Here is a 20,351-nt window from a genome sequence, read left to right on the forward strand (position 1 = left end):
TTTGACGAGGAACTGATACTATCAACAGTATCCTGCAAATTGCAAGTACTGCTATCAACACCTTGAAGAGTATTTTTCAGTGTTCCAAGCTGAACATCCAAATTACTTGATGATTTTATCAAATTATCTATCAGTCCACCAACACCATTGACTTTTTCTTTGTATAGTGTTATTGTCGCCACTTGAAACCTCCTACAAAAATAATCTTAACAAGATAATGTCTAATTTTTATTCTTTTATGAAATTATTTGCTATTTTTATAAGTTATTTTGCTTTCTTCTATCAAATATTTATCTTGCTTAATGAATTTTTACAATATTTCGACATTACTTTATTATCTATTTTCCCATCAGCATATTTTTTCAAAAGGTATTCTACCATAATATCAAAACCTTCCATTTGCTTGTTCAGTTCCAGTTCTTTATTTCCAGCAGTTATAACCAAAGCGTACTGCGGACCACGCTTTATATTATTATGTTTGATATATTTTATTTTTTGAATATCAGAAATACTAAATTCATATTTTTGTCCAAATTTCGTTCTGACTTTAAAGTTATCTCCTATAACTCTAATCCTAAACAAACAAGTGGATAGGATTACCATTATGCTCGTAATAAATAAAAAGATGGCAAAAATCAAGCTTAATGCAAAATTATAACCAATTACGAACATTACAACACATAGTATTGTAAATACAAAATATATCAACCCAAATCCTACTAAATCTTTTTTAAAAAATCTTACTTCTAAATTTTCCATAACGCTCACCTATGTGAAAATTATTCTACAAGACTATCTTTTAAATTTCCTAAAATACCTTTAGGCACTTCAAAACCATAATCCCATATACCATTGATAAAATCAGCTCCTAGACCTTTCATAATTGTCTTTATATTGACTCGACTCCTGTGTCTAAAAGATCTAATTGATTGCGTTTTCCAAACATGTTCCCAACTTCCTCTACCTTTGTTTATTCCTCTTATTCGTAATGGGAATCTATTACCCAAATAATTTGTTGCACCTGTAGACAAAGCACCTACACCAAAAGAAAAGCCAGCATTAATCAAGATATCTGTGAAAGACATATTTTTCCCTTTTATAATAATATCACCAAAATCATTAATAATGGAGGCACCAACATCGCCAAATCCACCCACCAACATTTGTTTTGGAATTGATAATGCAATTTCACCAGCACCAGATAGCCAAGAACATAAACCACCAGCTATAGCACCAGATATGGCTCCACTAAATGCACCTTCTTCAAATCCGTCAAAAAAAGATTTCCCTGCGATGGTATTAAAAATTCCACCGCTTAATCCTCCTACTGCTGTTCCTATCAACACTCCTTTTGAGGCAGCTACAGCTACGGCAGCAATTGGACCTATTGCTGTTCCTGCCGTAAATACGATAACAGCAATTGCAGCTACCACTAAAACTATTGTAACTAATAATTTCCAATGCTCTTTACACCACTCAATTGCCGACTGTACACCATCACAAATGTGTTCAATAACACTTTTTTCGCATTCAGGTTTCAGATAGGAATACTTTGTGTAAAAATCTTCTTTTGATTTCTTTATTTCCTCTTCTGCCGCTGAATCTTTTCTTGATGCAGTCTCAATGAATTCGCTAAGCTTATTATTTAACTTTTTTAAATCTTCGATTTTTGATTTTTCACTTTTTGACGAGGAACTGATACTATCAACAGTATCCTGCAAATTGCAAGTACTGCTATCAACACCTTGAAGAGTATTTTTCAGTGTTCCAAGCTGAACATCCAAATTACTTGATGATTTTATCAAATTATCTATCAGTCCACCAACACCGTTTACCTTTTCTTTGTATAATGTTATTGTCGCCATAATTTATTCACTCAAATCAATACATATGCTTTTTATGATATGCCATTTCAACAGCGGCATTATTCATAGTTCTTTGTTTCTCACTAACAATACACTGCAAAGAACGTTCTCTGCTTTTTTTATTTTCAAGTTCTGTTTGCAAATTTTTTATTTGTGAATTAATATCATTAATTTTATTATTAATTAACGCTTGTGTTCTTTTCAAATTTACAAAAGCACTAGATATGTTGTTTTTAGACGAACGATTAACACCATCAAAAACAGTTGTCAAATTTTGAGGTTTTCCTAAGGATGACTCTCCAATAGCAAGAAACCCATTTGATGCAGTTTCAAGTTTGGTTTCAGTATCCTTAATGCTTTGTTCAAATGAGCCATTAGTTTTTACTGATTTTGATATTTCTTCTAATGATGTCAAATTACATTTTTTCTCAGCATTCAACTGATTTATTTTGTTAATCAGTTGAGGCTTACGATTTCTTATGTCGATTATTTCATTTTCCGCACGTCGTTTCTCGTATGTAGCATTTTCATATCTGTTTTTAGCTTTATAATATTCTTCTTGATGTTTTTTCTGTTCCAAAGTCATATCAAGCAAAACTTCCTCTCACAAATCAACAACTAAAAAACAAGTGTTGACAATAATATATATGAATTTTAACATCATATAAATTATATGTCAATAATAGTCAAATAGTTTTTTTGATAAATCGCAAAGTATTAGTGCTTTTTCATAATTATTATATCAATTTTTGGCTATATTGTACTACTTTTAAATATCAATTAATTTCAAAATACAAGCATAAAATTTAAAGGTTCTCTAACTTCAATTATGTTAATACTTGCTAAATTCAACCGTTATCGTTATTAAAAATATATTTTAATTTAAACATACACCATTGTAGCAAATTGATCATTATGCTATAATAAAATCATCTTTTAACCCCATTAACGATAGCTTGAATCGGTAGCAATAGTTCCAATAAAGAATTATAACAACCAAAAATCCATTTTGCACCCCCCTACTCAAAAGTTATCGTTATAAGGTTGATTTTGGAAGTAGTCTGCACCCCCCTAACTGACTACTATTTGACTACTTTTGAAAAATCTAATATGCCACATTTTGCCTTGATTTGCGTGTTTTGAGGGAATTTTAAAAGTGATACTCATTCCTGTTATACTCAATTCGCCCTTGCAAATCACGGCATATTACGGCAAATCGGGAGGAATTTTGTTATGATAAGGATAATGTTTGTGTGCCATGGGAATATTTGCCGATCACCTATGGCGGAATTTGTAATGAAAAAAATTGTTGCGGATAACAAGCTTGCCGATAAATTTTTAATTAATTCATCTGCGACAAGTACGGAGGAAATCGGCAACGGTATTCATCGTGGAACAAAGGCAAAATTAACAGAAATGAACATTCCGTTCACCTCACACCATGCTGTGCAGATTACCAAAGACGATTACAAAAATTATGATTACATAATTGCTATGGATTCTATGAATTTGCGCAATTTACAGCGGATAGTCGGTTTTGACAATGAAAAGAAAATTCACCGCCTGCTTGAGTTTACCAATTATTCACGAGATGTGGCAGATCCATGGTACACAGGCAATTTTGATGTTACTTACACCGACATTGACAATGGTTGCAGAGCACTTTTGGAGTACATAAAAGAGCATAATTTGAAAATCAACTGATATTTTAAGAATAATATTGCATAATAAACATCGGAGCATACAGCTGTTGCCATATGCCCCGATATATTTTTATGATTTATTTATTAAATCAAATTATTTCATACTGTTTTCGTATGATTCAATCATCTTTTTAACCATCTGTCCGCCTACCGAACCGGCTTCTCTTGATGTTAAGTCGCCGTTATAACCCTGTTTAAGGTTTACGCCCACTTCGTTTGCACATTCCATCTTAAAGCGTTCCATTGCTTCCTTTGCCTGTGGTACATTAAGCTGATTGTTATTGCTTGACATATTGGTTTTCTCCTTTGTTAATTATTTTTTAGTTAATTTTATATTTTAAGCGTCAGGTTCAACCTCTTGATTTCCTTCCGCAATAGTATTGTTTGCGGTAGTTTTCTTTTTATAATATGTAAATTTTTCATATATTTTATTTTTAAATCATTTCTTTTACTGTCAATATAACAATACAGCAAAACCGACCGTAAAATTTAATTACGGTCGGTTGTTTTAATTTATTATCTTAAATTTGCACCGATTTTTGCAAGTTCTGCAATGATTTCGTCCATTACAGTCTGAACCTCTGCTGATGAGAGAGTTCTCTCGGCTGATGAAAATTCAAATCTGATTGTGATACTGTGTACTGTGTCTGTATCGTAGGTATCAACAATTTTTGTACCCTTTAAGATACCCTCGCCCTTTCCGATCCAGCACTTGCTTAGATCCTCAAAGAAAAGTTTTTCAGGAACAACTACACTGATATCATAATCAATCGGCGGGAATTTTGACGGCTCATCGTAAACGATCGGAGCGGTCTGCGCATCGGTAAATGCATTCATATCAACCTCAGCAAATACCACGCTTGCTTTCTTGTCAAGCTTTTTGCCCACAGTCGGGTGAACAATACCGATTGTACCGATTTCCTCATTGTCAATCATAATTGTGTAGAGGTTCACAGGGTGTTCATAGCTGTGTGTCGGCTCTGCTTTCTTAAAGCCAAGCGATTTGTGCTTAATGTCCTCTGAAAGTACAACAAGCATATCTCTAAGCTCAAAGTAAAGTGTTTTAATATTCTTAACTTTGCTGAAAAGTGTGATTGCAAGTTTTTTCTGCTCAATGCAAAGGTTGTTTTCGTCAAGGCCTTTTACAACTCTGCCAATTTCAAAAATACCGAAATCATTTGAATACGAAGTATTTGACTTAACCTGACAAAGCTGTGTAGGAATAATTGAATTTCTGATTGTTTCAATGTTAGGGTTAGTAGCGTTTGCAAGCTTAACATTGTTTTCAACTTCAATGCCAAGTGCTTTAAGCTCGTCATTATATGCCCATACATATGAATGGACTTCATGAAGATTATATCTCTGAACAAGAATATCCTTGATTTTATCTTCATTACTCTTTAACTCGCCTGTTCTTACAGGATAAAGAGGTGAACGGGTTGTATGGACGGCAAAGTTATCATAACCGTAAATTCTTGTGATTTCCTCAATGATGTCAGCCTTGATTGTAACATCCTTTGTAGCTCTCCATGACGGAACGGTTACTGTGAAATCATCACCTGCAAGCTGCACACCGAATCCAAGGCTTTCAAGAGTTTTTACGATTCTTTCGTTGCTGATTTCAATACCTGTATAGCGGTCAACAAATGCCTTGTCAAATTCAAGAGTAATCTTTTCATAGTGGAAAGCATACTCGTCTGTAAGGCTTGAAACCACCTTAATATCGCTGTCATATGTCTTTAAAAGTTTAACAAATCTTGCGATTGCAACAGTTGTCATTTCAGGGTCAAGACACTTTTCGTAGCGAATAGATGCGTCTGTTCTGTGAGCAAGTCTTACTGTTGACTTACGAACCGATACTGCATTAAATGTAGCAGACTCAAGTGTAAGAGTTGTTGTATCGTCAACAATTTCCGAATCAAGGCCTCCCATAATACCTGCGATTGCAACAGGAGTATTATCGTTACAAATCATAAGTGTATTTTCGTCAATGTTTCTGTCCACACCGTCAAGTGTACGGAATACAAAAGGCTTGTCAAAACGCTTAATACGAATTTTCTCTACTTTTCTTGAGTCAAAAGCGTGCATTGGCTGACCCATTTCGAGCATAAGATAGTTTGTAAGGTCAGCAAGGAAATTAATACCGCGAAGACCGCAGTAGTAAAGTCTGATTCTCATATTTACGGGGCTTACATTTCTCTTGATGTTCTCAACCTGCAAACAGCTGTAACGCTGACAAAGCGGATCTTCAATCTTCATATCAACCTTTGCAAGCTCATTGTACGGAGTAAGATCTTCAACCTCAAGCGGCTTTAATGCTCTGCCCGAAAGTGCGGCAAACTCTCTTGCAATACCGTAATGTCCCCAAAGGTCAGGACGGTTTGTAAGTGACTTATTGTCAACTTCAAAAACTATATCGTCAATCTGGTAAACTTCTTTAATATCTGTACCGTTTGCAACATCATCTGTGATGTCCATAATACCCGAATTATCGTCACTGATTCCGATTTCCGCTTCACTGCAGCACATACCGTATGAAGTATAACCTGCGAGTGGACGAGGTGCAATGGTAATTTCACCGAGTTTAGCGCCAACCTTTGCAAAAGCGGTTTTCATACCTACTCTTACATTTGGTGCACCGCAAACTACATCAACAAGTTCGCTTTCACCTGCGTCAACCTTGAGTAAGTGCAGTTTCTTAGAATCAGGGTGATTTTCAATTGATTTAATTTCAGCTACAACAACACCGCTTAATTCTGAACCCTTGAAGAAAATTTCGTTTTCCACCTCGGCTGTAGAGAGAGAAAACTGATGTATAAGCTCAACCTTGTCAAGTCCCGATAAATCAACAAAGTCTGAAATCCAGTTCATTGATAAAAACATTACTACTCTCCCCCTTACTTATCGTCTGTAAACTGTGACAATGCCTTTAAGCTGCCACTGTTCAAATCTCTGATGTCTTTAATGCCGTACTTCATCATTGCAAGTCTTGTAAGACCAAGACCAAATGCAAAGCCTGTGTATTCGTCCGGGTCAATACCGCCCTCACGAAGTACATTCGGATGAATCATACCGCATGGGCAAAGCTCAAGCCAACCGCTGTGCTTACATGAAGGACAACCCTCGCCGCCGCAGATAAGGCAACTGATATCAAGCTCAAATCCCGGTTCAACGAATGGGAAAAATCCGGGTCTTAATCGTACATTAATATCTTTTTGGAAAACTTCCGAAAGCATAGTTTTCATAAAGAAGATAAGGTTTGAAATTGAAATATTTTTGTCAACCATTACACCCTCCATCTGGAAGAATGTGTTTTCGTGACAAGCGTCGGTTGCCTCATTTCTGAAACATCTGCCCGGGAAAATTGCCTTAATCGGCACACCGTTTTCAATAAGGTTTTTACCGTATTTTTTAAGAATGGCGTTCTGTGCGGCAGAAGTCTGTGACTTCAAAAGCTGACCGTTATCAAGATAATAAGTATCCTGCATATCTCTTGCAGGGTGATGCTTAGGAATGTTAAGTGACTCAAAACATTCGTAATCGGTTACAATTTCAGAATAATCTTCTACAGTAAAGCCCATTGATTTAAAAATAGCCTCACACTGTCTTTGTACAAGTGTGATTGGATGATATGAGCCTTTTACAATATTTGACGGAGCGGTAATATCAAAAGGACGCATAGAGGCAATTTCTCTTTCTACCTCTTTCTTCTTAAGTTCTTCGATTTTCTGCTCAATCTTTTCGCTCGCCATAGCCTTAAGCTGGTTTACTTCAGAGCCAAAAGCCTTTTTCTCATCTGGAGAAAGATCTTTCATACCCTTTAAAAGTGCAGTAATACTGCCCTTTTTACCAAGATAAGCAACTCTGATCTTGTCAAGCTCGACAAGATCAGAAATTTCTGAAACCTTGGCGTTGATTTCGCCCATAAGGCTTATGATTTTCTCGTTCATACATACCTCCGTAAAAATAAAAATCCCTGCGTAATCACTTACGCAGGGACGAATAATATCCGTGGTACCACCCTGATTTTTGCTTAAAGAAGCAAACACTTCCCGACCTGTAACGGAGTCAGCCGTTGAAACCTACTGTTATTTCAGCCTCACCACTCGGAAGTGAACTTCACGCAATTTCCGCCGCACAATGCTTTCAGCCTTGACATTGCTCTCTTTTCGGCATAAAAAACGCTACTCTCTTCGTCAGCGTGTTATCATTAGTATAATATCATTTTCTTTTTGATTTTGCAATAGTTTTATTGAAAAAAAACGCTTATTATGTTATTATACTATTAATCTACTTAAAAAAGGAGTAAAAAAATTGGAAATATTTAACGAACAGCTTGTAAAAAGAGCTAAAAAGCCAAAACAGCTTATCATTAAAATTTTATCGGTAGCATTGCTTATAACAATTCCCGCCCTTTGCATTGCGCTTGCATATCCGCTCAACCTTGCTTACCTTATCTATGTGGCGTTTTTTATTTTCCTTATAGGAATATACATAGTTTGGTATGTTTTCAGTATTCAGCGTGTAGAATATGAATATTCGGTTTCAGGCGGAATTATTGAGGTTTCAAAGATTATTGCTCTAAGAAAAAGGAAAACAATGTGCAAACTGCAGATAAGTGACATTGAAATTCTTGACAAAGATGAAAAAGTAATTGATACAATGCGATTTGCTAAGCGCATTGAGGCTTGTGCCGATATTAATGACGAAAACAACTATTATGCTGTTTTTAATTCTGCGGCATACGGCAAAACTTTGCTTGTATTTGCGCCTAACGAGAAAATTCTCAATGCAATGAAAGGTCATCTTAAGAAAGACATTGTACTCAAGATTTTTTACAAAAGAGGCTAAATTATGAAAGAAACAGATAGATTGCTTTTTAACAAGGCTGTTTTTAACCGTCCCGATGACTCCAATAAAGGTACTCTCGGCAGTTTACTGTGCATTTGCGGCAGTTACGGAATGGCAGGCGCTGCAATTATGGCAGGTAAGGCAGCCTTAAGATGCGGAATCGGTTTATTAAAAATTGCCGTACCGAAAAGCATTTATCCTGTCTGTGCAACAAATATTCTTGAAAGCGTATATTATCCGCTTGAAGAAACTTCAAACGGTGTAATTTCAAGTAAAAACACCGATTTTTTGCTTGAAATGTGCGAAAAATCTTCTGCCGTAGTAATAGGCTGCGGACTTTCGGTTTGTGATGACACAAAAAATTTAGTACAATCTGTAATTACAAATTGCGAAAAGCCGCTTGTGATTGATGCCGACGCATTGAACTGCATTTGCAATAAACCGGAAATTCTTAAAAATTTAAAAGCGCCTGCCATTATTACACCTCATCCCGGCGAAATGGCAAGACTTTTACATTCAACTCCAAAGACGGTTAATTCAAACAGAGAAAATACTGCGATTAATTTTGCAAAAAAATTCGGTGTAGTAACTGTTTTAAAAGGTGCGGGAACAATAATAGCATCACCTGACGGTGAAGTTTATATTAATCACACAGGCAATTCGGGAATGGCAACCGGAGGCAGCGGTGATGTCTTGTCAGGAATAATCGGCTCACTGCTTGCTCAAGGTGCATCCCCTATCAATGCAGCAGCGGCAGGAGTATTTCTTCACGGCACAATCGGCGACTTTGCCGCAGAAAAACTCGGTAAAATATCAATGTTGCCAACCGATATGATAGATATGATTCCAACAGCTTATTTGAAACTAATGTAATATTTATAAAATTAAAAACAATACTATATTTTCAAAAAGTTGGGAGAAATAAAATGATAAAATTTATAGGAAAGGCAGTTGTTTTAACTTTAACATTAGGATTTTCTTTATCAATGGGTGCTTGCTCAATGCTCGGCACTTTCAACAAGACTACGGCAAATACAGTATGCGAAAGGCTGAATGAAAAATACAACGAGGAGTTTGAGGCTGAATACATAGGAAACAGAATAGATACTAATTCCGCAACACTTTATGTGCATCCGAAAGATACCCCTAAACTGATGTTTACAGCTGTAATAGATAATGACGGCAATGTAACAGATGATTATGTGAGCAATATTATGACATATAAAGTTCAAAATGATATTGTAGAGAGTTTTAATAAATATAACATAGACTGTGCGGTTGATGTTGAAATAGTTACGGATATTAAGCCTGAAATCAATACAAATTTATCAATTGAAGAGTTTGTTAAAAAGCACAATGTTAGCGGTATGTATGTAAAGGCAATCTACTGTGATGATAATATAAGTAAAGAACAATTGGTTACGATATTTGAAAATATTAGTAAGAGTTATAGTTTTAAACTTGTAATAAACGGTTATTTCTTTGATATTGAAAATTATAGACAATGCTCACAAAAATTTGATACTTATCCTTCTTACGGAGATACATTAATAAAGCGTTATAATCCTTATAAAACTTTTACTTTGTGTGTAAGCAAAGGAGAAAGTACACCGAGTTTACATGAATTTGAGTATATAACAGAGGTGAAATGAAATGTATAATGACTTGCAACTGCGTGCCTTTACACAAATCGCATATATTGATTTAGAATCAAAATATAATCTCTTATTAAACGCAAACCATGATTTAAAAAACAGGTATTTACACATCGACTATAATAAAAATTTTCAAAGTGCCAAAATGACACTTTTGGAAAAGAAAATGGCACTTTGGAATTATCTCTTGAAGATTTAGTAATCATAAAAGCGTTAAAAGAAAATCCGCAAATCACTCAAAAAGATTTAGCCGTTAAGGTAGGAAAATCAGAACGCTCTATAAAAAGGAAAACCGTACTTTTACAGGAAAAAGGCTTTATAAAGCGTGAAAGCGGAAAAAGAAACGGTAAATGGATTGTTTTAATTGACAATTCAAAAGCAAATTGAAGATTGGCAGCATAGATAATTAAAGTTATTTATGTTGCCATTTAATTTTTGTATAAATAATTTTTGCCTTGTTTTTTACATATAATTAAGCAAAGACAGGAGTGTGGCGTAATATGAAAAAACTAAGGCTTTTTGTATTATTCTTCTTAATGGCAATAATTTTTTCTGCTTGCCAAAGTAATGAAGTTAAAAAAAGTATAATTACAAATTTTAATGCCGATTTTACGGCAAGCAAAGGAGATTTTTCGGCAGGAGGAAGTATAACGGCAAATGACGGTCAAACCGAACTTGTTTTTAACAAACCGCAAACTGTTGACGGGTTAAAAATCGGCAACGACGGAGGTGAAATATCCATTGAAATAGATGACTTAACAAGTACTGCAGACGAGGCATATTTGCCAAATGACAATCTTTTGCAACTTATACATTGTGTTGCAACAGAGATTTGTGACGGGAGAGAAATTCTTTATCAAAAAAATAATGAATCCGATACATATATACTGGAAACTTCAAAGGGCAAATGCACATATTCCGTAGATAAAAACGGATATATATTATCTGCGCAAATAAATTCTAAAAATTTTCGTATTGATTTCAGCAATCAATACGAGCTTGGTTAATAAAATGAAAACTAAAAGCCTTCACAATTTTTACGCCCAAAAATATTATATAGTAGCTGTATAAAAACTTTTGGAAAGGGAAAAATATCAGTAATCTAATTATTTGGAGCGTGAAAGTCTTGAATATCAAACGAGGGGATATTTTTTATGCAGATTTAAGTCCGGTGATAGGCTCTGAACAAGGCGGAATAAGACCCGTACTTATAGTTCAGAACGATGTGGGAAACCGATTCAGTCCTACCGTTATAGCGGCGGCCATCACAAGTCAGCAGTCAAAGGCAAATCTGCCCACACACATTCCGCTCAATGCAGATTCTTCGGGACTTGCCAAAGACAGCGTTGTTTTGCTTGAACAAGTCCGCACCATAGATAAAAAACGACTCAAAGAAAAAATGGGCTCGGTTGACCAAAACTATATGAGCGAAATAAATGACGCAATTTCTATTTCTTTCGGACTTAATGTCTGATTATGTGCTACATATTTGTGGCACAATCTACAGCCTTCCTGAATTGGGAGGCTTTTTGATTTATAAAAACCAATAAAATAGCAAATTTAAACAATTCACATAAAATTCACGAAAACGGGCTTGAAAAATTAACTGATTTAGTATATAATATAAAAAGAATAATTTACAGGAGGTGTTTCGGTATGTTGGATAAGACTATGATTTTCTCACTTGGTGAGGAAAGGGACGATGCTATTAAAAGAAGTCTTACCATCGTTTATGACGCTCTCAGACAAAAGGGCTATAACCCAATAAACCAAATAGTAGGCTATATTCTTAGTGAGGATCCCACATATATAACAACTTACAACAACGCACGCAACATTATCAGTAAAATTGACCGTGACGACTTACTTGAAGCACTCGTAAAATCTTACCTTAATGTTTAGAAAGGACTGATGCTTCGTGGCAGAAGCTAAAAAAACAGCTCAGGAATTTTCCACCTATAAGGGCAGACCGCTCGTAAGGTGTGGCGATGAGATTTATTACGGCAATATGTCTGAACCATATGTTATCAGACTTCAGGTAAAAAGCAAAAACGAGGTAAACGGACTTCAGGTTGCGGATAAAGTTACTGTTCAGTTACTTGCCACTGACCCTGACCTTTCACCAAGAAAGCAGCTTGTAAAATCAAGCGAAAAGCACGGACTTTTTGTTGCAATGGATATTGCTGACATCTGGCTCGAAAGAGCACTTGCCAACAACTGAATATTAACGCTGAAAAAGCTATCACATTAATTTGTGATAGCTTTTTTGCTTTTTGTAAGAAATCTTTATCAAAAGTTGGAGTAATTTATGGTTTAACTGATTGCTTGGCTAAACTGTGCACTAAACCATAATTTATATCAGTTTTCATACATTTCTATCTTATACAGCTTTGAGAAGAAAAAGCCTGTATAATTTTTCATCATTTCTCTGTATTCTTCAGGCTTTACTTCTCCGCCGAATCCCATAGCGTCATAAAGCACATTTCCCTCTTTGATAGAAATACTTAGCTTTTTAAGTCCGTTTTTCAGATAAAATCTGCTTCTGCTAAGGCGTTGAGCATAATTTTCCGCATTTTTGTCAAGCTGTTCAAGTGCAAGAAAAAATCTTCTGCCACTGTAAAGCTTACGAATCTCTCGGAGCACGGCAGAGCCTATTCCTTGCCCTCTTTGACTGTCATCAAGAGCAAAGTAAAAAACATACGAAAGGTCAAGATAATTAATTATATAAATCATTCCGACCCATTTTTTCTCACAATAAATTGCAAGAAAATCGACATTTTCTCTTTTGGTTCGTTTTATCATCAAATAAAACGGTGCTCTTTCTTCAGACGGAAAAGCCGAAAAATACAACTGTTTGATTTGCTTATATTCAGGAAGTTTTTTTGTTACTCTTTTAAATTCAATATTCATTTTATCCTATCCGTTTAATTCTTTTTAATTCTTTATTGAGCCTTGCAACAGGCAAACCTACCACATTAAAATAATCGCCGACAATGCCTTTCACAAGCAATGAGCCTTTGCCCTGTATTCCGTATGAGCCTGCCTTGTCCATCGGCTCTCCTGTGGCAATATAGCTTTCGATTTCTTTTTCGGTAAGTTCGTAAAACTCAACCTCCGTAACTTGTGAAAAGCTGTTTACTTTACTGTTGCCGCAAATACAACAGCCTGTAATTACCTTGTGCTTTCTGCCCGAAAGTTCAGTCAGCATTTGCTTTGCATCCTCTTTGTTTTTAGGCTTGCCAAGCATTTTACCGTCAATAAAAACTCCTGTATCACAACCGATTACAACATCATTTTTATGTCCGTTTTCATATATATGCTTTGCCTTTTTCACAGCAAGGTATTCGGGACTTTTTTCGGTTTCAATATTGCTTGGCACACTCTCGTCAATGTCAGACGGCATTACCGCAAAATCCTTTGTAATCAGCTTTAAAAGCTCCTGTCTGCGGGGAGATGCCGATGCAAGAATAATCATAGAACTTACCTCTTAATCTACATAAAAAACTCTGTTTTCTTTGCGTGGATGCTCTGTGGGATAATTACCGTCAACATAACCGAGCGCACAGTTGCCGATACCCTCATAATCGCCCTCTATGCCAAGCGATTTGAGCAAATTTTTTCCCTCTTCCCTTTCAAAAAATTCTTTGGCACGGTGAATCCAACAACTGCCTATACCGAGTTCGTGAGCGGCAAGCATAAGATTGCCCATTACAAGCGAACCGTCATAAAGATAAGTAGGTACACTTTTATCCGCAAGAACTATGAGCATTACGGGCGCATTGTAGAACGGGTCAAAACCGTCGGGTTTACCCATAATCTCCGCATTAATTTTTGAAATTTTATCTCTTAATTCTTTATTAGTAACGGCAATAATGATAGGTGACTGACTGTTTCTGCCTGATGCCGCATATGTACCGGCTGTAATGATTTCATCTATAATTTCTTTTGGAATCATATCCGATTTAAATTTTCTTACGCTTCTTCTTGTAATCATCAGGTTTACTGTTTCATTCATTTTAAACTTCTCCTTTATTTAATTCTTCAAGTCTGTCACGCAATTTTAAAAAATCGTCAAAAGCCTCGGGCTTTTTGCGTGGATCTCTTAAAACAGCGGCAGGATGCAGCATAGCCATCATTTCAAAATTACCTTTTTTAAACCACATTCCGTGTTCTTTGGTAATCTTTATGTCAGGCTTAATAAGTTTTGCCGCTGCAATTCTTCCAAGACAAACTATTATTTTAGGGTTAATAAGTTTTACCTGTGAGCGTAGCCAACCAATGCACATTTCCTGTTCCTCGGGTTTAGGATCACGATTTTGCGGCGGTCTGCATTTTACAATATTTGCAATGTAAATATTCTCGTTTCTGTCGAGGTCAACCGCAGCAAGCATCTTGTCAAGCAGTTTGCCTGCTCTGCCCACAAAAGGTTCGCCTTGTAAGTCCTCGTTCTCTCCCGGGCCTTCGCCTATAAACATAATATCGGCATTCGGATTTCCCACGCCCACAACTACATTTGTGCGTGTTTTGCAAAGTTCACACTTTTGGCACGCTTTGCACTCGCTGTATAATTCTTCCCATGTTCTATACATTTTCTTATCATTCCTTATTTTTAGAAATTAAAATATCCAAACTAAAATATGTCCGAAAATTAAATACATTAGCGTAAATGTGTTGAAATTTAAATAATTTAGTAGTAAAATATATTCAAAGCCATTGGCTGTATTTATTTATGATTGGTGGTAAAAAATATGAAAATTATGGTAGAAACCTCTGCTCGTCACATCCATGTGACAAAGGAAGTTTTCGCAACACTTTTCGGTGCAGACGCAACTCTCACTAAAAAGAAAGATCTTTCTCAGCCCGGTCAGTTTGCCTGTGCGGAAAAGGTTAAGGTTGTTGGCCCTAAGGGTGAAATGATGATGTCAATTCTTGGCCCTGAAAGAAGCGCTACACAGGTTGAGGTTGCTCTTACAGATGCAAGAAAACTCGGCATTGCCGCTCCTGTTCGTGAGTCAGGCGATATTGCAGGTACACCGGGTTGCAAACTTGTCGGTCCTGTCGGTGAGTGTGAAATTGAGTGCGGTGTAATCGCTGCTAAAAGACATATTCACCTTACTCCGGAAGCTGCCGCTGAATTTGGCGTAACCGATAAGCAGATTGTTTCTGTTAAGGTTGGCGAAAGCACAGGCAGAGCAACAACATTCGGTGATGTTGTTGTAAGAGTAAGCCCAAGCTATGCTCCTGCAATGCACATTGATACCGATGAATCAAACGCAGCAGGCCTTAGCGGTACTGTTGACGGCGAGGTTATTCTTTAATAGTTACATATCGGCATTTACGCTCTGTCTTAAAGGCAGAGCGTTTTTTGTTGCTTTTATCGCTTATTTAAACTTACCAATATAAATTTTCAAGATTTTCACAGCTTTTTTACCTTGCTTTATCAAGAAATGTGTGCAGAAAATCAGGGAAAATTTCTCTCCATGCTTTTTCATTATGTGCATTTTCAAAAAGCAAAACTTCGTTGAACATATCGTACGGATAACCGACCTCCGGTAAAATGTCGTACATCATTTCCGTGCTCTGCATCAAGATTTCTTCAAGTGGATCTGCATTTCCGCAATACATATAAATATACGGCATATTACCGTTCACTTTTGAAAGCAAATATGCTCTCCAATCGTCTTCCGTATAAACTGCAAATGCAGGCGACAATGCTCCTACAAATCCAAACTTGTCGCTGTGCTCCATTCCCTCAAAGAAAGCCTGCAAACCACCCGATGAACTTCCGCATACCGAAACGCTTTCTTTATTTTTCTTTACAGGAAAATTATTTTCGATATAAGGGATAACAGTATCCGTAAGAAAGCTGTCAAACACCTCGCCCTCGGGAGAGAAAATATCATTAAAATAATCTCTGTGCTGAATTTCACCTATGCATTTCGGAGTAAGCTCACTGTCACGATATATATTGCCATTGTCAATTCCGACTATAATGGCTGAAAGTCCTGTGTTATTCTGCTCATTTTCAACAGCAGAAATAACATTCCAACTTCCGTATTCCGTACTTTCTTCGTCAAACAGATTTTGTCCGTCAGTCATATAAATTACAGGTAATTTTTCATCTTCGCTATGACTTGGAATATATACCCAAATTTTACGCTCTCCTCTTTCGTTCGGAAATGGAAGTGTAAAAGTTTTTAATTCTGAATTAACCATTAATATCACCATTTATATTAAACCACAAATCAAAGCCTCTTGCAAGATGTATATTTTCCAAATGTTGAATAATAATATTTTCAGAGGTGATTTTTGTGATTAACGATAACGAAATGCTTAATTATGTTCTGCAAAATGCCGAGATGGGCTGCAACGGTATTTCTGCTGTTCGCAAGCAATTAAAGGACAACAAAGTTGACGGTGTACTTTGCGAACAGCTTATAAAATATAGCAAGTTATACCATTGTGCAAATACAATGCTTAAAAGGCGAGGTGCGGATGTACACCATGTCAGTCCGATGACAAAGGCAATGACAAGCTATGCCGCAAACCGTGATTTAAAGCGTGATTCATCAGCCTCGCACATTGCGGAAATGATGATTAAAGGCAACACAATGGGCGTAAACAAAATGGCAAGACATATGCGTGAATACGACGGCAGTGACCCGCATATAACGATGCTCGCCAAAAAGATGCTGGATACCGAAGAAGAAAACATAGGAGAGCTTAAATCTTATTTATAGGCATTACAAAAGCCACCGCTTAGCTTTGCGGTGGCTTAGTTTAAAAATTAAAGATTGCGGTAATGCTTTACCTTTTTGGCTGCTTTGGCTTTTTTGCGGTTGATTTTAGAGGTAATATAGTAAATTACAAGAATTATTACAATAACTCCGACTGCTACCAAGAACCAATAAGATTTCATAATTGTGCCGATTACATTCATTACATAAAGGAATCCGCTGAGTTCCACCTTTTCACTCGGCACAAGATTAACTGTAGCAAGTTCCTGTTTTTCAGTCATTTTATCGTCCTGGTAATAAATAGTAGCTGTGCCTACAACCGTATTTGTATCAAGCGGTGCGTCAACTTCGTCCGGAACATTGGTTTCTATGGTAATCCATTTTTCCTCATAGTCCGATGGAACAATAGCACTGAAGTTCTTTTCGGGAACGAGGAGGACAGAATCTTTACCCCACGAAAGTTTAACTTTTTGCTCACAAATAGGAGTTTTTGTTGATGCTACGGTATTAAGTTCAAGACTTGTAAGCGCCCAGCGAAAAAGGTCGGCGGCATCTGTAAAGGTATAATACTCTTCCTCAACACCCTCTTTATAAGGAGCTTTTAAAAGTACAAGCAAGTACGAATATCCGTCTGCCGATGCGGATGTAACAAGACATCTGCCCGCCTGGTCTGTAGTACCTGTCTTTATACCCTTTGCGTACATATAGTAATAATCTCCGCCACGCCACTGGTCGATAAGGTAGTTTGTTGTGGTAAGCGGTTCGTCATCGTCCTCACAATAATACTCGGTTGTATTTGTAATTTCTTCAAAATAAGGGAGTTTTAATGCATATGAAGCCATAGTATACATATCTCTTGCTGTTGTGTAGTGGTCTTCATCGTGCAAGCCGTCGGGATTTTTAAAGTGTGTATTCTTTAAGCCAAGCTCTTTTGCCTTATCGTTCATCATATCAACAAATTTGTCAATACTTCCGCCGCCTACATAATCGGCAAGAGTCATTGCGGCGTCGTTGCCGGACGGAACCATCATACTGTAAAGTAAATCTTTAACAGACATTGTTTTTCCGATATGAGCCTCAAGGTTGGCAACAGAACTTCCCGTACCATTTAGCTTGTCAAGAACATCTTTTTTTATAGTTACCCTTGTGTTTTCAATATCGTCCACATTTTCAATAACAACTATGTAAGTCATAATCTTTGTGGTAGATGCCGGATAGCGCTTGGTATCAGCCTCTTTTTCATAAACAGTCTGACCTGTATCCGTATTTACAAGTAAGATTGACTCCGATTTTGTTGCAACGCTGTTTGTAAACGAAGCAGCTCCTGCTGTTGGTGCAAATACACAGGCAAGCACAACAAGCGTGCAAAGCACCGACAATACCCTGATAAATTTCCTTTTCATAAACTCGATTACTCCTAATAATATATTAATTCAGACAATTATGACCGTTTGAAGAGAAAAGTCGGTCAACCTCTGCCCTCAACAATCTTAAATCATCATGATAAAGATTTTTATAATTAAATATAATAAAATCAGCCATTTTTTGCGAAAGCTCCAAACTTTTGGTATCTGCAAAATCGGCAATCGCCATTTGCGGCAGACCGTGCTGTCGCTCTCCGAAAAAGTCGCCGGGACCTCTCAATTTTAAATCTTCGTCGGCAATTTTAAAGCCGTCATTCGTACTGCACATAACCTTCAGTCTTTGCATAGTTTCGGGATTTCTGTTATTGCTTATTAAAAAGCAATAAGAATCATACTTACCTCGACCTACTCTTCCCCTTAGCTGGTGAAGTTGAGAAAGGCCGAATCTCTCCGCATTTTCTATTGTCATAACGGTAGCGTTCGGAACATCTACGCCTACCTCAATTACAGTCGTTGCAACAAGCAAAGAAATTTCGTTATCCGCAAATTTTTTCATAACCTCGTCCTTTTCGGCAGGTTTCATATGTCCGTGAACAATACCGACTGAAATATTGGAAAAATCATTCAGCATAAGCTCCGCCGCATATTCCTCCGCCGAGGCTACATTTTCAAGTTCACCCTCTTCGACAAGCGGGCAAACTATGTACGCCTGCCTGCCCTGTGCTATTTCATTTTTTATAAATCCATAGCAGTTTTTACGCTTAAGCGTGCTTATTGCATAGGTTTTAACAGGTTTTCTTGACGGCGGAAGTTCGTCGATTATCGAAATGTCAAGATCGCCGAAAATAACAAGTCCGAGAGTTCTCGGAATAGGGGTTGCGCTCATAACAAGCAAATGCGGATTACTGCCTTTTGATAAAAGCTTTGCCCTCTGCGATACTCCGAAACGGTGCTGTTCATCCGTTACAGCTATTCCGAGATTGTAAAAATTGGTTTTTTCGGTTATCAGTGCATGAGTGCCGACTACAAAAGAGATGTCGCCGTTTTCAAGCTCCGCTCTTACAGCTTTTTTCTCGGACTCTTTCATTGAACCCGTAAGCAAAGCTGTTTTTATATCGGTACCTTTAAAAAGTTCGGTAAAGGTTTTATAATGCTGTCTTGCAAGAATATCGGTGGGAGCCATAAAAGCCGCCTGAAATCCGTTGCGTATTACAGTATGACAAACGGCGGCTGCAACAGCCGTTTTTCCGGAACCTACATCACCCTGAACAAGTCTGTTCATCGGTTTTGTACCTTTTGTCAGGTCAGATATACATTCGCCTACAACCCGACTTTGTGCATTCGTCATTGTAAAAGGTAAAAGTTCTTTAAATTCATCAAAATAACTTTTAGTAATATCAACTCCGCTTTCACCTCGACTGTGTTCTTTGAGTGAACGCATACCGAGATTAAGCACAAGGAGTTCCTCTGTAACAAGCCTTTTTCTTGCCGACGCAAGCGACTCTGAATTATTTGGGAAATGTATATTCTGTATTGCATATTTCAAATCACACAGAGCAAATGTGCTTCGTACGCTTTCGGGCAACGGGTCGTTTACCTTTTCAGGCAAATACGACAGAGCCTGCTTTACCACATTTGCAATTATCTTTGAATTAAGACCTGCTGTCTGCTTATATATCGGGTGAATTTTTGAGCCCTCGCCGACAGGTGAAAAAGTTGGAGAAATCATTTGCCAACCGCCTATTCCGCCTGTAACTCTGCCGTAAAAATAATATTCTTCACCTGCGTGAATCATAGCGCTTATGTATCGGTTATTAAAAAAGACAAGCTGCAGTGTACCCGTGTCATCATACACCATACCTTTGGATATAATTCGTCCTCCGGGCAAGACTCCGTCTTTTATCTGTGCTCCGAGCACCGCTTTGATACATACATTCATACCGTCTTGCAGACTTTCGATTTTAACGGTTGAACTCCAATCCTCGTATCCTTTCGGATAAAAACTAAGCAAATCTCCTATGCTGTAAATGCCCAGCTTATTAAAAAGCTCGGCTCTTTTTTTGCCTATTCCGTTTAATTTATCAATTGAAATTTTATACAGAGAAGCCATAATTCCACCGAAAAACAAAAGGGCGTGAATGCACGCCCCTTTTAATCAAATAACTTTCTACTTTTA

25 protein-coding genes and 1 other annotated feature are annotated in these 20,351 nt (G+C 37.0%); of the genes, 11 read left to right on the forward strand and 14 right to left on the reverse strand.

The genetic code is table 11. The features are described from left to right. The 4 genes from AAAY30_RS08630 to AAAY30_RS08645 form a co-directional block, all read right to left on the reverse strand. Positions 1 to 182, reverse strand: a 182-nt coding sequence (locus AAAY30_RS08630) for a hypothetical protein (protein WP_499222356.1), incomplete at its 3' end; no start/stop codon positions are given. 100 nt (positions 183 to 282) lie between these two features. Beyond that, positions 283 to 759: a YdbT family protein gene (locus tag AAAY30_RS08635; RefSeq protein WP_294440189.1), complete on the reverse strand. Its 477-nt coding sequence runs from the start codon at positions 757 to 759 to the stop codon at positions 283 to 285. Between the two features lie 20 nt (positions 760 to 779). Then, the gene (locus AAAY30_RS08640) at positions 780 to 1,865 is read right to left on the reverse strand and encodes a hypothetical protein (RefSeq protein ID WP_499222357.1); all 1,086 of its coding nucleotides are present in this window, start codon (positions 1,863 to 1,865) and stop codon (positions 780 to 782) included. Between the two features lie 16 nt (positions 1,866 to 1,881). Further along, positions 1,882 to 2,451 (reverse strand): hypothetical protein, encoded by a 570-nt coding sequence (locus tag AAAY30_RS08645; RefSeq protein WP_301954789.1) that lies wholly within the window; start codon positions 2,449 to 2,451, stop codon positions 1,882 to 1,884. Positions 2,452 to 3,098: 647 nt separating this feature from the next. Here AAAY30_RS08645 and AAAY30_RS08650 point away from each other — a divergent pair. Next, positions 3,099 to 3,569 carry a low molecular weight protein-tyrosine-phosphatase gene (locus AAAY30_RS08650; protein ID WP_186934494.1) on the forward strand — a complete coding sequence of 157 codons (471 nt, stop codon included), beginning with the start codon at positions 3,099 to 3,101 and terminating at the stop codon, positions 3,567 to 3,569. A 93-nt stretch (positions 3,570 to 3,662) separates the two neighbouring features. On the opposite strand, the gene AAAY30_RS08655 is transcribed toward AAAY30_RS08650, so the two are convergent. The 3 genes from AAAY30_RS08655 to pheS form a co-directional block, all read right to left on the reverse strand. After that, entirely contained in the window at positions 3,663 to 3,860 is a 198-nt protein-coding gene (locus tag AAAY30_RS08655) for an alpha/beta-type small acid-soluble spore protein (protein ID WP_022233969.1), read from the reverse strand. 224 nt (positions 3,861 to 4,084) lie between these two features. Then, positions 4,085 to 6,451, reverse strand: coding sequence for a phenylalanine--tRNA ligase subunit beta (gene pheT / locus AAAY30_RS08660; RefSeq protein ID WP_443711296.1), 2,367 nt, complete (start codon positions 6,449 to 6,451; stop codon positions 4,085 to 4,087). A 14-nt stretch (positions 6,452 to 6,465) separates the two neighbouring features. Then, positions 6,466 to 7,518, reverse strand: coding sequence for a phenylalanine--tRNA ligase subunit alpha (pheS, locus tag AAAY30_RS08665; protein WP_022233971.1), 1,053 nt, complete (start codon positions 7,516 to 7,518; stop codon positions 6,466 to 6,468). 41 nt (positions 7,519 to 7,559) lie between these two features. After that, positions 7,560 to 7,777 (reverse strand) — a binding site (T-box leader). 105 nt (positions 7,778 to 7,882) lie between these two features. Here pheS and AAAY30_RS08670 point away from each other — a divergent pair. From AAAY30_RS08670 to AAAY30_RS08705, 8 genes are all read left to right on the forward strand, one after another. Further along, positions 7,883 to 8,419, forward strand: coding sequence for a DUF6106 family protein (locus tag AAAY30_RS08670; protein WP_302484234.1), 537 nt, complete (start codon positions 7,883 to 7,885; stop codon positions 8,417 to 8,419). A gap of 3 nt (positions 8,420 to 8,422) precedes the next feature. Continuing rightward, entirely contained in the window at positions 8,423 to 9,292 is an 870-nt protein-coding gene (locus tag AAAY30_RS08675; RefSeq protein ID WP_499215673.1) for an NAD(P)H-hydrate dehydratase, read from the forward strand. 53 nt (positions 9,293 to 9,345) lie between these two features. Continuing rightward, positions 9,346 to 10,071 carry a hypothetical protein gene (locus AAAY30_RS08680; protein ID WP_195411169.1) on the forward strand — a complete coding sequence of 242 codons (726 nt, stop codon included), beginning with the start codon at positions 9,346 to 9,348 and terminating at the stop codon, positions 10,069 to 10,071. Positions 10,072 to 10,248: 177 nt separating this feature from the next. Beyond that, on the forward strand, positions 10,249 to 10,461 hold the full coding sequence (locus AAAY30_RS08685; RefSeq protein ID WP_195411170.1) for an Lrp/AsnC family transcriptional regulator: 213 nt from the start codon (positions 10,249 to 10,251) through the stop codon (positions 10,459 to 10,461). 113 nt (positions 10,462 to 10,574) lie between these two features. Continuing rightward, positions 10,575 to 11,081, forward strand: a complete 507-nt coding sequence (locus AAAY30_RS08690; protein WP_022233974.1) for a hypothetical protein — start codon at positions 10,575 to 10,577, stop codon at positions 11,079 to 11,081. A 119-nt stretch (positions 11,082 to 11,200) separates the two neighbouring features. Next, entirely contained in the window at positions 11,201 to 11,548 is a 348-nt protein-coding gene (locus tag AAAY30_RS08695; protein WP_022233975.1) for a type II toxin-antitoxin system PemK/MazF family toxin, read from the forward strand. A 182-nt stretch (positions 11,549 to 11,730) separates the two neighbouring features. Next, positions 11,731 to 11,976, forward strand: coding sequence for an IreB family regulatory phosphoprotein (locus tag AAAY30_RS08700; RefSeq protein ID WP_022233976.1), 246 nt, complete (start codon positions 11,731 to 11,733; stop codon positions 11,974 to 11,976). Positions 11,977 to 11,992: 16 nt separating this feature from the next. After that, complete coding sequence (locus tag AAAY30_RS08705; RefSeq protein WP_252560098.1) at positions 11,993 to 12,295, forward strand: hypothetical protein; 303 nt, start codon at positions 11,993 to 11,995, stop codon at positions 12,293 to 12,295. A 137-nt stretch (positions 12,296 to 12,432) separates the two neighbouring features. On the opposite strand, the gene AAAY30_RS08710 is transcribed toward AAAY30_RS08705, so the two are convergent. The 4 genes from AAAY30_RS08710 to AAAY30_RS08725 are packed head-to-tail and all read right to left on the reverse strand — an operon-like array spanning position 12,433 to position 14,663. Continuing rightward, a complete protein-coding gene (locus tag AAAY30_RS08710; RefSeq protein ID WP_295025974.1) occupies positions 12,433 to 12,984 on the reverse strand; it encodes a GNAT family N-acetyltransferase in 552 nt (183 codons plus the stop codon). A gap of 1 nt (position 12,985) precedes the next feature. Then, positions 12,986 to 13,549, reverse strand: coding sequence for a Maf family protein (locus AAAY30_RS08715; RefSeq protein WP_302191397.1), 564 nt, complete (start codon positions 13,547 to 13,549; stop codon positions 12,986 to 12,988). Between the two features lie 12 nt (positions 13,550 to 13,561). Further along, a complete protein-coding gene (locus AAAY30_RS08720) occupies positions 13,562 to 14,089 on the reverse strand; it encodes a nitroreductase (protein ID WP_499215674.1) in 528 nt (175 codons plus the stop codon). Position 14,090: 1 nt separating this feature from the next. After that, entirely contained in the window at positions 14,091 to 14,663 is a 573-nt protein-coding gene (locus AAAY30_RS08725) for a uracil-DNA glycosylase (RefSeq protein WP_186934486.1), read from the reverse strand. A gap of 159 nt (positions 14,664 to 14,822) precedes the next feature. On the opposite strand from AAAY30_RS08725, the gene pduL reads away from it, so the two are divergent. Then, on the forward strand, positions 14,823 to 15,392 hold the full coding sequence (gene pduL / locus AAAY30_RS08730) for a PduL/EutD family phosphate acyltransferase (RefSeq protein ID WP_195411174.1): 570 nt from the start codon (positions 14,823 to 14,825) through the stop codon (positions 15,390 to 15,392). Positions 15,393 to 15,501: 109 nt separating this feature from the next. On the opposite strand, the gene AAAY30_RS08735 is transcribed toward pduL, so the two are convergent. Further along, complete coding sequence (locus AAAY30_RS08735; RefSeq protein WP_295025971.1) at positions 15,502 to 16,290, reverse strand: alpha/beta hydrolase; 789 nt, start codon at positions 16,288 to 16,290, stop codon at positions 15,502 to 15,504. A gap of 95 nt (positions 16,291 to 16,385) precedes the next feature. Here AAAY30_RS08735 and AAAY30_RS08740 point away from each other — a divergent pair, with 95 nt between their 5' ends. Then, complete coding sequence (locus AAAY30_RS08740) at positions 16,386 to 16,814, forward strand: hypothetical protein (RefSeq protein WP_195411176.1); 429 nt, start codon at positions 16,386 to 16,388, stop codon at positions 16,812 to 16,814. Between the two features lie 47 nt (positions 16,815 to 16,861). Here the strand turns inward: AAAY30_RS08740 and AAAY30_RS08745 are convergent, their stop codons facing one another. After that, entirely contained in the window at positions 16,862 to 18,214 is a 1,353-nt protein-coding gene (locus tag AAAY30_RS08745; protein ID WP_486967725.1) for a D-alanyl-D-alanine carboxypeptidase family protein, read from the reverse strand. A gap of 25 nt (positions 18,215 to 18,239) precedes the next feature. Beyond that, positions 18,240 to 20,285 (reverse strand): ATP-dependent DNA helicase RecG, encoded by a 2,046-nt coding sequence (gene recG / locus AAAY30_RS08750; protein ID WP_443711290.1) that lies wholly within the window; start codon positions 20,283 to 20,285, stop codon positions 18,240 to 18,242. Between the last annotated feature and the right edge of the window lie 66 nt (positions 20,286 to 20,351).

This window comes from Ruminococcoides bili (genome assembly GCF_040093295.1).
Classification (GTDB): domain Bacteria; phylum Bacillota; class Clostridia; order Oscillospirales; family Acutalibacteraceae; genus Ruminococcoides; species Ruminococcoides intestinale_A.

Excerpts from the sequence above, each read along its gene's own strand:
- AAAY30_RS08650 (WP_186934494.1), top strand. The coding sequence starts at position 3,099 with ATGATAAGGATAATGTTTGTGTGCCATGGGAATATTTGCCGATCACCT.
- AAAY30_RS08725 (WP_186934486.1), bottom strand. The coding sequence starts at position 14,663 with ATGTATAGAACATGGGAAGAATTATACAGCGAGTGCAAAGCGTGCCAA.
- AAAY30_RS08690 (WP_022233974.1), top strand. The coding sequence starts at position 10,575 with ATGAAAAAACTAAGGCTTTTTGTATTATTCTTCTTAATGGCAATAATT.
- AAAY30_RS08635 (WP_294440189.1), bottom strand. The coding sequence starts at position 759 with ATGGAAAATTTAGAAGTAAGATTTTTTAAAAAAGATTTAGTAGGATTT.
- AAAY30_RS08655 (WP_022233969.1), bottom strand. The coding sequence starts at position 3,860 with ATGTCAAGCAATAACAATCAGCTTAATGTACCACAGGCAAAGGAAGCA.
- AAAY30_RS08735 (WP_295025971.1), bottom strand. The coding sequence starts at position 16,290 with ATGGTTAATTCAGAATTAAAAACTTTTACACTTCCATTTCCGAACGAA.
- AAAY30_RS08710 (WP_295025974.1), bottom strand. The coding sequence starts at position 12,984 with ATGAATATTGAATTTAAAAGAGTAACAAAAAAACTTCCTGAATATAAG.
- pduL (WP_195411174.1), top strand. The coding sequence starts at position 14,823 with ATGAAAATTATGGTAGAAACCTCTGCTCGTCACATCCATGTGACAAAG.
- AAAY30_RS08720 (WP_499215674.1), bottom strand. The coding sequence starts at position 14,089 with ATGAATGAAACAGTAAACCTGATGATTACAAGAAGAAGCGTAAGAAAA.
- AAAY30_RS08715 (WP_302191397.1), bottom strand. The coding sequence starts at position 13,549 with ATGATTATTCTTGCATCGGCATCTCCCCGCAGACAGGAGCTTTTAAAG.
- AAAY30_RS08680 (WP_195411169.1), top strand. The coding sequence starts at position 9,346 with ATGATAAAATTTATAGGAAAGGCAGTTGTTTTAACTTTAACATTAGGA.
- recG (WP_443711290.1), bottom strand. The coding sequence starts at position 20,285 with ATGGCTTCTCTGTATAAAATTTCAATTGATAAATTAAACGGAATAGGC.
- AAAY30_RS08640 (WP_499222357.1), bottom strand. The coding sequence starts at position 1,865 with ATGGCGACAATAACATTATACAAAGAAAAGGTAAACGGTGTTGGTGGA.
- pheS (WP_022233971.1), bottom strand. The coding sequence starts at position 7,518 with ATGAACGAGAAAATCATAAGCCTTATGGGCGAAATCAACGCCAAGGTT.
- AAAY30_RS08700 (WP_022233976.1), top strand. The coding sequence starts at position 11,731 with ATGTTGGATAAGACTATGATTTTCTCACTTGGTGAGGAAAGGGACGAT.
- AAAY30_RS08745 (WP_486967725.1), bottom strand. The coding sequence starts at position 18,214 with ATGAAAAGGAAATTTATCAGGGTATTGTCGGTGCTTTGCACGCTTGTT.
- AAAY30_RS08675 (WP_499215673.1), top strand. The coding sequence starts at position 8,423 with ATGAAAGAAACAGATAGATTGCTTTTTAACAAGGCTGTTTTTAACCGT.
- AAAY30_RS08645 (WP_301954789.1), bottom strand. The coding sequence starts at position 2,451 with ATGACTTTGGAACAGAAAAAACATCAAGAAGAATATTATAAAGCTAAA.
- pheT (WP_443711296.1), bottom strand. The coding sequence starts at position 6,451 with ATGTTTTTATCAATGAACTGGATTTCAGACTTTGTTGATTTATCGGGA.